Annotated in this window: 9 protein-coding genes; 3 read left to right on the forward strand and 6 right to left on the reverse strand. The window is 70.1% G+C overall.

All coding sequences use genetic code 11. From position 1 onward, the window contains the following. The first annotated feature begins 114 nt into the window (after window positions 1-114). Window positions 115-1,707 carry a Na+/H+ antiporter gene (locus ACIQK6_RS32790; RefSeq protein ID WP_402696266.1) on the forward strand — a complete coding sequence of 531 codons (1,593 nt, stop codon included), beginning with the start codon at window positions 115-117 and terminating at the stop codon, window positions 1,705-1,707. Between the two features lie 143 nt (window positions 1,708-1,850). Here ACIQK6_RS32790 and ACIQK6_RS32795 read toward each other — a convergent pair whose 3' ends face one another. Then, a complete protein-coding gene (locus ACIQK6_RS32795) occupies window positions 1,851-2,888 on the reverse strand; it encodes a mechanosensitive ion channel domain-containing protein (protein ID WP_329108013.1) in 1,038 nt (345 codons plus the stop codon). 71 nt (window positions 2,889-2,959) lie between these two features. Between ACIQK6_RS32795 and ACIQK6_RS32800 the strand changes: the two genes are divergently transcribed. Next, entirely contained in the window at window positions 2,960-3,529 is a 570-nt protein-coding gene (locus ACIQK6_RS32800) for a dienelactone hydrolase family protein (protein ID WP_329102932.1), read from the forward strand. Between the two features lie 60 nt (window positions 3,530-3,589). On the opposite strand, the gene ACIQK6_RS32805 is transcribed toward ACIQK6_RS32800, so the two are convergent. From ACIQK6_RS32805 to ACIQK6_RS32825, 5 genes are all read right to left on the reverse strand, one after another. Then, complete coding sequence (locus ACIQK6_RS32805; RefSeq protein WP_329108016.1) at window positions 3,590-4,543, reverse strand: zinc metalloprotease; 954 nt, start codon at window positions 4,541-4,543, stop codon at window positions 3,590-3,592. Between the two features lie 237 nt (window positions 4,544-4,780). Then, complete coding sequence (locus tag ACIQK6_RS32810) at window positions 4,781-6,442, reverse strand: alkaline phosphatase D family protein (RefSeq protein ID WP_402696268.1); 1,662 nt, start codon at window positions 6,440-6,442, stop codon at window positions 4,781-4,783. Window positions 6,443-6,572: 130 nt separating this feature from the next. Then, a complete protein-coding gene (locus tag ACIQK6_RS32815) occupies window positions 6,573-7,367 on the reverse strand; it encodes a DsbA family protein (protein ID WP_329108018.1) in 795 nt (264 codons plus the stop codon). A gap of 48 nt (window positions 7,368-7,415) precedes the next feature. Then, on the reverse strand, window positions 7,416-8,102 hold the full coding sequence (locus ACIQK6_RS32820; RefSeq protein WP_329102936.1) for a hypothetical protein: 687 nt from the start codon (window positions 8,100-8,102) through the stop codon (window positions 7,416-7,418). Between the two features lie 39 nt (window positions 8,103-8,141). Next, on the reverse strand, window positions 8,142-9,467 hold the full coding sequence (locus ACIQK6_RS32825) for a DUF2252 domain-containing protein (RefSeq protein ID WP_402696270.1): 1,326 nt from the start codon (window positions 9,465-9,467) through the stop codon (window positions 8,142-8,144). 172 nt (window positions 9,468-9,639) lie between these two features. Here ACIQK6_RS32825 and dnaE point away from each other — a divergent pair, with 172 nt between their 5' ends. Continuing rightward, a complete protein-coding gene (dnaE, locus tag ACIQK6_RS32830) occupies window positions 9,640-13,185 on the forward strand; it encodes a DNA polymerase III subunit alpha (protein WP_329102940.1) in 3,546 nt (1,181 codons plus the stop codon). The last annotated feature ends 54 nt before the right edge of the window (window positions 13,186-13,239 follow it).

The following is a 13,239-nucleotide window of genomic DNA, read 5'->3' on the forward strand; positions in this document are numbered from 1 at the left end:
TAGCCCCGCCGGCGATTGAGGCGCGGGCGCGGAGCGCCGTCGGGGTTCGGGGCGCAGCCCCGACACGGCCCCCACCCGCACGAGCCAAGCGCAGCGGACTGGCAGGGTGGGGGAGTGGATCAGCTTGCTCTGCTGTTCGTGCTCCTGCTCGGGGCCGTGGTCACGGTCCCGCTCGGGGACCGGCTGAAACTGCCCGCGCCCGTCCTGATGACCATCGGCGGGGTGATCCTCGCACTGGTGCCGGCCGTACCGAACGTCGAGATCCCGCCCGAGTTCATCCTGCCGCTGGTGTTGCCGCCGCTGCTCTACGCTTCCGTGCAGCGCACGTCCTGGCGACAGTTCGCCGCCAACGTGAGGCCCATCCTGCTGCTGGCCGTGGCCCTGGTGTTCGTCACCACCGGTGCCGTGGCCGCCGTCGCCAACGCCGTCGTGCCCGGGCTGCCGATCGCCGCCGCCCTGGCGCTCGGCGCGCTCGTCGCCCCGCCCGACCCGGTGGCCGCCACCGCCGTCGCCGGATCGCTCGGACTGCCCCGCCGCATGGTGTCGATCCTGGAGGGCGAGGGGCTCTTCAACGACGTGACCGCGATCGTGCTGTACCACGTGGCCGTCGCCGCCGTCGTGAGCGGCAGTTTCTCCTGGCCCGAGGCGCTCGGGGAGTTCGTGCTCTCCGCCGTGGTGGCCGTGGCCCTCGGGCTCGCGCTCGGCTGGATCGCCAACCGGCTCATGGGGCGGCTCGGCGACGCGACCCTGCAGATCGGGCTGACGCTGCTGGTGCCGTTCGTCGCGTACGTGGTGGCCGAGGAACTCGAGGGCTCGGGGGTGTTGGCCGTACTGACGACGGCCCTGTTCCTCGCCGAGTACGCGAGCGACGCCGACGACGTGCTGGGGCGCCTCGCCGGGCACACCTTCTGGGAGGTCGTCGACATGCTGGTCACCGGCGTGGCCTTCGGGCTGATCGGGCTGGAGCTGCACAACGTGTTCGGCACGGCCGAGGACCGGGTGTGGGAGATGGCCGGGTGGGCGGCGATCGTGGTCGCGGTGGTGGTCGGCGTGCGGCTGGTGTGGCTGCTGCCGGCCGGCTGGCTCGCCCAGCGGCTGCACCAGAGGCGCGACTACGACGAGGAGATCCCGCTGAGCTGGCGGGAGAGCGTGGTGATGTGGTGGGCCGGGATGCGCGGGGTCGCCTCGGTGGCGCTGGCGCTGGCCATTCCGCTGCGGACGGACGCCGGTGAGCCCTTTCCCGGGCGGGACCAGATCATCTTCATCGCCTTCGCGGTGATCATGACGACCCTGGTGTGCCAGGGGCTGACCCTGCCGTGGCTGGTCCGCAGGCTCGGGGTGGAGGCCGACACGGACGCCGAGCGGGACGCGGAGCGCAAGCTGGCGATCCGCGCGGCCAAGGCCGCGAAGCGACGGCTGAAGGAGATCGAGGAGGTGGAGGAGCTTCCGGAGGACCTGGTCGAGCAGCTGTACCGGCGCGCCTACGACGTGGGGGCCCGGATCAGCCCCGACATGGTGGACGAGGAACGGCGCGAGGCGTACGCGAAGCGCGTGGAGCGGCTCCACGACGTCCAGCGGATCCAGCGGGAGATGATGTCGGCCGCCCGCCACGAGGTCCTGGCCGCCCGCAGCGAACCCGGGTCCGACCCGGAGATCGTGGACCGGGTGCTGCGCCACCTCGACGTCCGCAGCCTGCGGGCCCCTTGAGCGGGGAGCTGCCCGGGCGGTGAAGCCGCGCCCCGATCGCCGGCGGGGCCCCGAGACCGTCACCTGCGCGCCGGCGGCCCGCTGCCGCCGCACGCCGAGGACCTCGCCGAGGAGTGCGTTGCCGCGCTGCTCCCCACGGCTCCTCAGGGCGCCTCCGCGGCCGGGGTCGTGGCGATGCGGGGGAGGGCGTACGGGTGCTCGGCCACCAGCCAGGTGATCAGGCGTTCACGGACCGTGCAACGCAGCGTCCAGAGGTCGTCGGCGTCCTTCGCCGTGACCACGGCGCGGACCTGGACCGTGTGCGGTGTGGTGTCCGTCACGGCGAGGGAGCCGCCGCGGCCGTCCCACTCCGGGATTTCCGTCAGGACGTGCCGGAGCCGCTCCCGCATCAGATCGATCGGCGCGCCGTGGTCCAGGTGCCAGAAGACCGTGCCGGTCATCTGTGCGCCGCCGCGCGACCAGTTCTCGTAGGGCTTGCTCGTGAAATACGACACGGGCATCGTGATGCGCCGCTCGTCCCAGGTGCGGACCGTCAGGAAGGTCAGGGTGATCTCCTCGACCCGGCCCCACTCCTCGTCGACCACCACCGTGTCGCCGATGCGGACGGTGTCGCCGAAGGCGATCTGGAGGCCGGCGAAGAGGTTGCTGAGCGAGGCTTGGGCGGCGATGCCCGCCACGATGCCGAGGACGCCCGCGGAAGCCAGCAGCGAGGCGCCGAACGCACGCATCGGGGGGAAGGTCAGCAGCATCGCCGCCGCGGCGACCACGACCAGCACCGCGGTGACCACCCGCTGGATCAGCGTGACCTGGGTGCGCACCCGGCGCACCCGGGCCTCGTCCTCGGTCACCGCCGCGTAGCGCGCGTACGTCGAGTCGACCACGGCCGTCGCGATGCGCACCGCGAGCCAGGCCGCGGAGGCGATCAGGACCAGGGTGAGGAACCGGCCGACGCCGAAGGCGTGGTCGGGCAGGATTCCGGCCCACCGGTGGGAGGCCCTGAGCAGCGAGGTGCACAGGACGACCTGGAAGGGCAGCCGGCAGCGGCGCAGCAGGCCCCACAGCGGGGTCTCGGTGTGCCGGGCGTCGGCCCGGCGCAGCAGCAGGTCCAGCAGCCAGCCCGCGATCAGGGTGGCGACCAGTGCGCCGCCGAGGACCGTGACGGGGCGCAGGACGTTCTCCATCTCCATGGGGACGAACGTAGCGGGAAGCGGTCCGCGGGCCCCGTGTCCTCGGCGGCTGGCACGATGGAGGCATGAACATCATGCTTTTCCATTCGACGTACGGGCTGCGGCCCGCGGTGCACGCGGCGGCCGACCGGCTGCGCGCGGCCGGGCACCAGGTCCAGGTGCCGGATCTCTTCGAGGGACGCACCTTCGGGACCGTCGAGGAGGGCATGGCCCACCAGGACGAGATCGGCCGTGACGAACTGCTGAAGCGCGCGGTGTCGGCCTCCGCCCCCTACTCGGACCAGGGGCTGGTCTACGCGGGCTTCTCCTTCGGCGGTTCGCTCGCCCAGCACCTGGCGATGGCCGACGAGAAGGCGCGCGGGCTGCTCCTCCTGCACGGGACGGCGGACCTGGAGGACGACGCCTCGGTGGACGAGCTGCCCGTGCAGCTGCACATCGCGGACCCCGATCCCTTCGAGCCGCACGACTGGCTGACGGCCTGGTACCTGCGGATGCAGCGGGCGGGCGCCGACGTGGAGGTCCACAGCTACCCGGGTGCCGGCCACCTGTTCACCGACCCGGAGCTGGACGACTACGACGCCGAGGCCGCCGAGCAGCTCTGGAAGGTCGCCCTCGGCTTCCTCGACAGCCTGTAGGCGCGCAGACGGAAGGGCCCGGCCCGGCGGATGCCGGACCGGGCCCTCGTCGTCGGTGGGTCAGCCCGCGCGGTACGCGGTCCAGCTGCTCGACATGCGAGCGACCTGGCCCGCGGTGAACTGGTACATGCAGGAGTCGTACGTGTAGTCCATGAAGTTGCGGATCGGGTCCGCGCCCGGCTTGCTCGCGCAGCTGTCGCGCCCGGTCGGGCACTCGTACGCGGCGCTCTTCTCGGCCGGGGTGTCGGAGACGTAGTCGCCGTTGCCGCTGCAGCCGCCCTGGAAGGTGTGGTAGAGCCCCAGCCAGTGGCCGACCTCGTGGGTGGCGGTGTCACCCTCGTTGTAGTTGGCGGAGGAGCCGCCCGGCAGCGAGCTGTCGAGCACGACCACGCCGTCCATCTTGGGGCTGGAGGCGTAGGACGTCGGGAAGGTCGCCCAGCCGAGCAGGCCGCCGGAGAGCTTGGCGGTGTAGAAGTTGAGCGCGCCCGGTCCGCCCTTGCGCAGGGTGTTCTTCATGTCCTTCTCGGCCTGGGAGCCGGAAGCCAGGTTGTACCAGGTGGCGTTGTCCGTGTAGTCGGTGGCCGCCAGGGTGAACTGGAAGTTCGTGTTGACGTTGCCGGCGCCCTGGCCGCCGTAGGCCGCGTTGAGGACCGCGAGCTGCTTGCTGACGTCCGTGGCCGTGAGCTTCCCGGTGGTGCCGGAGTGCACGACGTGGAAGTACACCGGGATGTTCACGACGGCCTCGGCGGCCGCCAGGCTGCGCTGCGGCTGGTTCTTGAGGGCCTTGTCCAGCTTCGACTTGAGGTCGGCGTCCATGGACTGCGCCTGCGCGTCGCTGATCGCGTTGGGCTCGTCCGCGTGTTCGTCGTGGGCGCGGGCGACGCGGGCGTTCGCGGCGCCGGAGGCGGCGGGCTGGTCGGCGCAGACCTCGGTGGGGGAGGCGGAGGCCGCGAGCGTGGTGGGGGACGCCAGCGGGGTGAAGGCCAGGGTTCCGGCCAGAACCGCCGTGCCCATCAGGCTGCGGCGGAGAAGGGGGGATATGCGGGCAACTGCGCGCACGTGTGCTCCTCGCGTGGGGGTGCGGGGTGGTGGGGGGTGGTGGCCTGAAGATCTTCTTCAGCTGGCGCGAAGCTTATGTGTGCATGACATATTCAGGTCAAGTGCCTTGCGTAAAAGATTTGTTGCTTCTGATGCGCATGGGGCGCCTGGTATGTACCAGACGCCCCATGTGGCAGGAGAATTGACGGTCGATCAGCGGACGGGCTGGTGCACCCGCTCCACCGTCTGGGTCCCGTTCAGCGTCCGGTACGACCGGCTCCACGCGGACGTGGCACCCGGCTGCCGCTTGTCGGACACCACGTAGTAGTCCATCTGCGAGCGCTCCGCCGTCACGTCCAGCACGCCGTAGCCGTGTGCGTCCATGTCGAGCCACTTCACGTGCCAGTTGGCGGCCTTGATGGCCGATTCGGCGACCAGCGAGAGGGTGTCCGGCAGGACGTGCAGGATGTCGTCGAGGTTGTCGGAGGTCACCGAAGTGACCACGAACTCGGTCGCCGCCGTGCCCGAGCCCGGGTACGTGGCCATGTTCATCGGGACCTCGTTCGCCCAGGCCATGTGGATGTCACCGGTCAGGAACACGGTGTTCTTGATGCCCCGGTCCTTCAGGTGTCCCAGCAGCTCCTTGCGGTCGTCCGTGTAGCCGTCCCACTGGTCCGCGCTGATCGCGATGCCGCCCTCGGGCAGGCCGAGCAACTTGGTGAGCGGCTTCAGCAGGTGCGCGGGGAGCGATCCGAAGGCCACCGGCGAGATCATCACGGAGGTGCCGACCAGCTTCCAGGTCGCCTCCGAGCCCGCGAGGCCCGACTTGAGCCAGTCCAGCTGGGCCCGCCCGGTGATGGTGCGCTCCGGGTCGTCCACCGAGCCGCTGCCGACCTTGGTCTGCTGCGAGCGGAAGGAGCGCAGGTCCAACAGGTGCAGGTCGGCGAGGGTGCCGAAGCGCAGCCGGCGGTAGACGGTGCCCGCGATGGAGGCGCGGACGGGCATCCACTCGAAGTACGCCTGCTTGGCGGCGGCGGCGCGGGCCGCCCACTCGCCCTCGGCCCCCGGGGTGTGGTTCTCGGCGCCGCCGGCCCAGGCGTCGTTGGCGAACTCGTGGTCGTCCCAGATGGCGATGATCGGGTGCGCGTGGTGCAGGGCCTGGAGGTCGGCGTCCGTCTTGTACTTGCCGTGGCGCGTGCGGTAGTCGGCGAGCGAGACGATCTCGTGCTTCGGCTCGTGCGGGCGTACGACGTACTTCGCCTCCGGATATCCCCCGGACTGGTACTCGTAGATGTAGTCGCCCAGGTGCAGGATCGCGTGCAGGTCCGTGCGGGCCGCCAGGTGGCGGTAGGCGGAGAAGTAGCCGGACTCCCAGTTGGCGCAGGAGACCACGCCGAAGCGGACCCCCTCGGTCGTCGTCTCGTGGGCCGGGGTGGTCAGGGTGCGCCCGACGGGGGAGGAGGTGCCGCCGGCGGTGAACCGGTACCAGTACGGCGTCTGCGGCTGCAGCCCGCGCACGTCCACCTTGACCGTGTGGTCGGTGGCGGCGCTCGCGGTGACGGTGCCGGAGCCGACGATGCGGGTGAAGCCCTTGTCGGCCGCCACTTCCCAGTTCACCTGGGTGGCCGGGCCGAGCCCGGAGCCGGGAACGGCTTCGGGCGTCGGGGTGACGCGGGTCCAGAGCAGGACCCCGTCGGGCAGCGGGTCGCCCGAGGCGACGCCGTGGAGGAAGGCGGGAGCGGTGCCCGCCGCGTGGGCGGCCGAGGCGCCCAGCGAGGTGAGGGGGGCCAGTGCGGCCGTGGCCGCGGCGGCCAGAACGACCGTGCGACGGCGGGGAGTTGCCGCGGACTGGGAGGAGGTGAGATGACTGGTCACGGATGATCATATTACCGACGGGTACACCTCTTCGAACAGATGCGTGCATGCAAAGGGCGGGCGAACTCTGGGAGTTCGCCCGCCCTTCGAGGAGGCCCGTCCGGACGGTGATTTCCGGATCGCCCCGGGATCAGCCCTGCAGGGCCTTGTCGATCGCCGCCGTGAACAGCTCCGCCGTCTGCGGAGTGTCGATCTTCTTGCCGTCCATCTTCAGGGTCGGCGTGCCCTTCACCCCGGACTTGTCGAAGGACTTCGACATCTCCAGCGCCCACCGGTCGTACGTACCGTCCTCGACGGCTTTCTTGAACTCGGCGTTGCCCTTGAGCGCCGGGACCGTGTCCGCGACCTTCAGCAGGTAGTCGTCCTTGGCGAAGCTGTCGACGCTCTCCTCGGGGTGCAGGTCCTTGGAGTACAGCGCGCCCTTGTACTGCAGGAAGGCCTCCGGGCTGACGTTCAGCGCCGCGCCCAGGGCGCTCAGCGCGTTCTTCGAGCCCTCGCCCTTGACGGCGTTGTCGATGAAGGTGGCGCCGATGTACTGGAGCTTGTACTTGCCCGCGTCCACGTCCTTCTTGATCTGCTCGCCGGCCGCCTGCTCGAAGGCGGCGCAGGCCGGGCAGCGCGAGTCCTCGTACAGCTCCAGGGTCTTCTTGGCGTCGGGCTTGCCGATGACGACCGTGGTGCCGTCCTCGCCCTCGGTGTTCTTCGGCTTGACCAGCTCGGCCGTGGCGGCCTTCTCCCAGTGGGTGGGCTGGTTGGACTGGACGACCGCGTAGCCGATGGCGCCGACCAGGCCGAGGGCCGCGACCACCGCGCCCGCCACGACGACCTGGCGGCGCACCTTGTCCTTCTTGGCCTGGGCCTCGCGCTCGGCGCGCAGGCGCTCGCGGGCCGCTGCCTTGTTCGCCTGGCTGTTGCGTGAACTCATCATGATCTCCGTGGGGTGTGGCGTGTGGAAGGGACTGCCGTACGTGCGTCAGGCGCGGGCGAGCGCGCCGAGCACGGGGGGTCCCCGCCGTCCCACGGAGTGTGCCGGGAAGCGGGTGCGGGCCCCGGCGGCCGGGCGGACCGACCGCAGCAGCGCCCGCGCCGGCCGGCGGACCACCGCGACCGAGGTCGCCGCCAGCAGCAGCGGCCGGAACGCGAAGGCGGCCACCGCCCGCAACAGCCGGCCCAGTGCCCGCTCGCCGTGCCGCAGCCAGGCCGCGGCCAGCAGCCCGACCGAGACGTGGGCGCCGAGCAGCAGCCAGGGCGTGTACGGCCCCGGCGAGGACAGCAGCGCGGCCGCGTCGGCCGGCCCGGTCACCTCGGTCAGCGGCCCGCCCACCGGCGTGCCGCCGCACAGGGCGTCCAGACCCATGGCGCGCAGCGGGCCCGCGACGGGTCCGCCGGCCGGGCCGTAACAGAGGTGCTGTCCGGTGGTGAAGACGGTGTCGGCGGCCAGCTCCAGCGGTACGAGCAGCCCGGCGATGGGGCCGAAGCCCCGTTCACGGCCCGCCAGCGCGTAGGCGATCGCGAACACACCCGCGAAGGCCCCGGCCACCAGCGTGCGCGGCAGCGGGACCTGGGACATCAGGACGTGCGAGCCCGAGGAGAGCAGTACGACGAGCGCGCTGAACAGCGCGGCCCGCAGCCCCCTGAGTCCCGTCCCGGAAATGTCCATCCTCGCGAGTGTGCCATGCGTTCCTGTGGAACGAGCGGCTCAGGGAGTGAGACGCCCGTTACGGAAGAGGTCCACGAAGATCTGGTGGTCGGCGCGCGCCCGGGCCCCGTACGCGTGGGCGAAGTCCACGAGCAGCGCCGCGAAGCCGTCCTCGTCGGCGGCGATCGCCGCGTCGATGGCCCGCTCGGTGGAGAAGGGCACCAGGGACTGCCCGCTCTCGGCCTCGTCGGCCGACGCGTGCATGGTCGCGGTCGCCCGGCCGAGATCGGCGACGACGGCCGCGATCTCCTCCGGGTCGTCCAGGTCCGACCAGTCCAGGTCCACCGCGTACGGGGAGACCTCCGCCACCAGCTGCCCGGCCCCGTCCAGCTCCGTCCAGCCCAGCCACGGGTCCGCGTGCGCCTGCAGGGCGCGCTGCGAGATGACCGTGCGGTGCCCCTCGTGCTGGAAGTACTCCCGCACCGCCCGGTCCGTGATGTGCCGGGAGGCCGCCGGGGTCTGCGCCTGCTTGAGGTAGATCACGACGTCGTTCTCCAGGGCGTCGCTGTGCCCCTCCAGCAGGATGTTGTAGGAGGGCAGGCCCGCCGAGCCGATGCCGACGCCCCGGCGCCCCACCACGTCCTTGACCCGGTAGGAGTCCGGACGCACGAGGGACTCGTCGGGGAGGGTCTCCAGGTACCCGTCGAAGGCGGCCAGCACCTTGTAGCGGGTGGCGGCGTCCAGCTCGATCGAGCCGCCGCCGGAGCTGAAGCGGCGCTCGTAGTCCCGTATCTCCGTCATGGAGTCCAGCAGGGAGAAACGGGTCCGGGAGCGGGCCGAGCGCAGCGCGTCCAGCAGCGGGCCCTCGGCGGTGTCCAGGGTGAAGGAGGGCACCTCCTCGTGCTTCGCGCCCGCCGCCAGCCGGTGGATCCGCTCCCGGTAGGCACCCGCGTAGATGCGCACCAGCTCGCTTATCTGGTCGTCGCTGAGCGCCTTGGTGTAGCCGATCAGGGCGACGGAGGCGGCGAACCGCTTCAGGTCCCAGGTGAAGGGGCCGACGTAGGCCTCGTCGAAGTCGTTCACGTTGAAGACGAGCCGACCGTTGGAGTCCATGTACGTGCCGAAGTTCTCGGCGTGCAGGTCTCCGTGGATCCACACCCGGCCCGTCCGCTCGTCCAGGTAGGGGCCGCCGTGCCGGTCCCGCTCCAGGTCGGAGTAGAAGAGACAGGCGGTACCCCGGTAGAAGGCGAAGGCCGAAGCCGCCATCTTGCGGAATTTGACCTGGAAGGCAGCGGGGTCGGCGGCGAGCAGCTCGCCGAACGCGGTGTCGAACACGTCGAGGATCTGCTCGGTGCGCTGCTCGTCGGTCGTCTCGGGGACCGCCATGGCGGGTTCCTCCTGGTGCACGGGCTGTTTCAGGTTCCGACCGACTGGACGCCGGATCGGTCCTCCTGGTTCTGCAACGCCCGACCGTACCGGTCAGTGCCCGTGATCTGTCACCCGGCCGACGTAGGATTCGAAGCTGCCCCCCGCCCCCCGCCCTCGGAGGACCCGCGCCGTGACAAAGCCGCCGTTCACGCACCTGCACGTCCACACCCAGTACTCGCTGCTGGACGGTGCCGCGCGGCTGAAGGACATGTTCAACGCGTGCAACGAGATGGGCATGACGCACATCGCCATGTCCGACCACGGCAATCTGCACGGCGCCTATGACTTCTTCCACACCGCGCAGAAGGCCGGCATCACGCCGATCATCGGCATCGAGGCGTACGTCGCCCCCGAGTCCCGGCGCAACAAGCGGCGCATCCAGTGGGGCCAGCCCCACCAGAAGCGCGACGACGTCTCTGGTTCCGGCGGTTACACCCACAAGACGATCTGGGCGGCGAACTCCACCGGCCTGCACAACCTCTTCCGGCTGTCCTCCGACGCGTACGCCGAGGGCTGGCTCACCAAGTGGCCGCGCATGGACAAGGAGACCATCAGCCAGTGGTCCGAGGGGCTGATCGCCTCCACCGGCTGCCCCTCCGGCGAGGTCCAGACCCGGCTGCGCCTCGGCCAGTTCGACGAGGCCCTCAAGGCCGCCTCCGACTACCAGGACATCTTCGGCAAGGGCCGCTACTTCCTGGAGCTGATGGACCACGGCATCGAGATCGAGCGCCGGGTGCGCGACGGGCTGCTGGAGATCGGCAAGAAGCTCGGCATCCCGCCGCTGGTCACCAACGACTCGCACTACACCTACGCGCACGAGGCCGGCGCCCACGACGCCCTGCTCTGCATCCAGACCGGCAAGAACCTCTCGGACCCGGACCGCTTCCGCTTCGACGGCACCGGCTACTACCTGAAGTCCACCGACGAGATGTACGCGGTCGACTCCTCGGACGCCTGGCAGGAGGGCTGCGCCAACACCCTCCTCGTCGCCGAGCAGATCGACACGACCGGCATGTTCGAGGCCAAGAACCTCATGCCGAGGTTCGAGATCCCCGAAGAGGGCTACACCGAGATCACCTGGTTCAAGGAGGAAGTGCGGCGCGGCATGGCCCGCCGCTACCCCGGAGGGGTACCCGACGACCGCCAGAAGCAGGCCGAGTACGAGCTGGACGTCATCATCCAGATGGGGTTCCCGGGCTACTTCCTCGTCGTCGCCGACTTCATCATGTGGGCGAAGAACAACGGCATCGCGGTGGGCCCCGGCCGAGGCTCCGCGGCCGGCTCGATCGTCGCGTACGCCATGGGCATCACCGACCTCGACCCGATCGAGCACGGGCTGATCTTCGAGCGGTTCCTGAACCCCGAGCGCGTCTCCATGCCCGACGTCGACATCGACTTCGACGAGCGCCGGCGCGTCGAGGTGATCCGGTACGTGACCGAGAAGTACGGCGAGGACAAGGTCGCCATGATCGGCACGTACGGCAAGATCAAGGCGAAGAACGCCATCAAGGACTCCGCACGCGTCCTCGGCTACCCGTACGCCATGGGCGACCGCCTCACCAAGGCGATGCCCGCCGACGTCCTCGGCAAGGGCATCGACCTCAACGGCATCACCGACCCCTCGCACCCGCGCTACAGCGAGGCGGGCGAGATCCGGGCGATGTACGAGAACGAGCCGGACGTGAAGAAGGTCATCGACACCGCCAGGGGTGTGGAGGGCCTGGTCCGGCAGATGGGCGTGCACGCGGCCGGCGTGATCATGTCCAGCGAGCCGATCGTCGACCACGCCCCGGTCTGGGTGCGGCACACCGACGGCGTGACGATCACGCAGTGGGACTACCCCCAGTGCGAGTCACTCGGCCTGATCAAGATGGACTTCCTGGGCCTGCGCAACCTGACCATCATGGACGACGCCGTCAAGATGGTGAAGGCCAACAAGGGCATCGAGCTCGACCTCCTCGCCCTCCCGCTGGACGACCCCAAGACGTACGAGCTGCTCTGCCGCGGTGACACGCTCGGCGTCTTCCAGTTCGACGGCGGCCCCATGCGCTCGCTGCTGCGCCTGATGAAGCCCGACAACTTCGAGGACATCTCCGCCGTCTCGGCCCTGTACCGGCCGGGCCCGATGGGCATGAACTCGCACACCAACTACGCCCTGCGCAAGAACAAGCAGCAGGAGATCACTCCGATCCACCCGGAGCTGGAGGAGCCCCTCAGGGAGGTCCTCGACATCACCTACGGCCTCATCGTGTACCAGGAGCAGGTGCAGAAGGCCGCCCAGATCGTCGCCGGGTACTCGCTCGGCGAGGCCGACATCCTGCGCCGTGTGATGGGCAAGAAGAAGCCCGACGAGCTGGCGAAGAACTTCACCATCTTCCAGGAGGGCGCACGCGGGAACGGCTTCAGCGACAAGGCCATCCAGGCCCTGTGGGACGTGCTGGTGCCGTTCGCCGGCTACGCCTTCAACAAGGCGCACTCCTCCGCGTACGGCCTGGTCACGTACTGGACCGCCTACCTCAAGGCGAACTACCCGGCCGAGTACATGGCGGGGCTCCTCACCTCGGTCAAGGACGACAAGGACAAGTCCGCGATCTACCTGAACGAGTGCCGGCGCATGGGCATCAAGGTGCTGCCGCCGAACGTCAACGAGTCGGAGTCGAACTTCGCCGCCCAGGGCGACGACGTGATCCTCTTCGGGCTCACCGCGGTGCGCAACGTCGGCCAGAACGTCGTCGAGTCGATCATCAAGAGCAGGAAGGCCAAGGGGAAGTACTCCACCTTCCCCGACTTCCTGGACAAGGTCGAGGCCGTCGTCTGCAACAAGCGCACCGTCGAGTCGCTGATCAAGGCCGGCGCCTTCGACGAGATGGGCCACACCCGCAAGGGCCTGGTCGCGCACCACGAGTCGATGATCGACAACGTGGTCGCGGTCAAGCGCAAGGAGGCCGAGGGACAGTTCGACCTGTTCGGCGGGATGGGTGACGAGAACGCGAGCGACGAGCCCGGCTTCGGCCTCGACGTGGAGTTCTCCGACGTCGAGTGGGAGAAGTCCTACCTGCTCGCCCAGGAGCGCGAGATGCTCGGCCTCTACGTCTCCGACCACCCGCTCTTCGGCCTGGAGCACGTGCTCTCCGACAAGACGGACGCCGGCATCTCCCAGCTGACCGGCGGCGAGCACTCCGACGGCGCCGTCGTCACCATCGGCGGCATCATCTCGGGCCTCCAGCGCAAGATGACCAAGCAGGGCAACGCCTGGGCCATCGCCACCGTCGAGGACCTGGCCGGCTCCATCGAATGCATGTTCTTCCCGGCGACCTACCAGCTCGTCTCCACCCAGCTGGTCGAGGACACCGTGGTCTTCGTCAAGGGCCGCCTCGACAAGCGCGAGGACGTCCCCCGCCTGGTCGCCATGGAGATGATGGTCCCCGACCTCTCCTCGGCCGGCACCAACGCCCCGGTGGTCCTCACCATCCCCACCGTCAAGGTCACGCCGCCGATGGTGACCCGTCTGGGCGAGATCCTGCGCCACCACAAGGGCAACACCGAGGTGCGGATCAAGCTCCAGGGGCCGCGGACCACCACCGTGCTCCGCCTCGACCGGCACCGCGTCCAGCCCGATCCGGCGCTCTTCGGCGACCTCAAGGTGCTGCTCGGACCGTCCTGCCTGGCCGGATAGCGGCCCCGACGGTACGCGCGGAAGGGTCCGCCCGGTGACATCGGGCGGGCCCTT

Origin of the sequence: Streptomyces sp. NPDC091682 (genome assembly GCF_044756625.1) — a bacterium.
Classification (GTDB): Bacteria; Actinomycetota; Actinomycetes; order Streptomycetales; family Streptomycetaceae; genus Streptomyces.

What these genes read in the sequence shown, in the direction of transcription:
- ACIQK6_RS32795 (WP_329108013.1), bottom strand. Translation starts at nt 2,888, where the DNA reads ATGGAGAACGTCCTGCGCCCCGTCACGGTCCTCGGCGGCGCACTGGTC.
- ACIQK6_RS32800 (WP_329102932.1), top strand. Translation starts at nt 2,960, where the DNA reads ATGAACATCATGCTTTTCCATTCGACGTACGGGCTGCGGCCCGCGGTG.
- ACIQK6_RS32805 (WP_329108016.1), bottom strand. Translation starts at nt 4,543, where the DNA reads ATGGGCACGGCGGTTCTGGCCGGAACCCTGGCCTTCACCCCGCTGGCG.
- ACIQK6_RS32815 (WP_329108018.1), bottom strand. Translation starts at nt 7,367, where the DNA reads ATGAGTTCACGCAACAGCCAGGCGAACAAGGCAGCGGCCCGCGAGCGC.
- ACIQK6_RS32820 (WP_329102936.1), bottom strand. Translation starts at nt 8,102, where the DNA reads ATGGACATTTCCGGGACGGGACTCAGGGGGCTGCGGGCCGCGCTGTTC.
- ACIQK6_RS32825 (WP_402696270.1), bottom strand. Translation starts at nt 9,467, where the DNA reads ATGGCGGTCCCCGAGACGACCGACGAGCAGCGCACCGAGCAGATCCTC.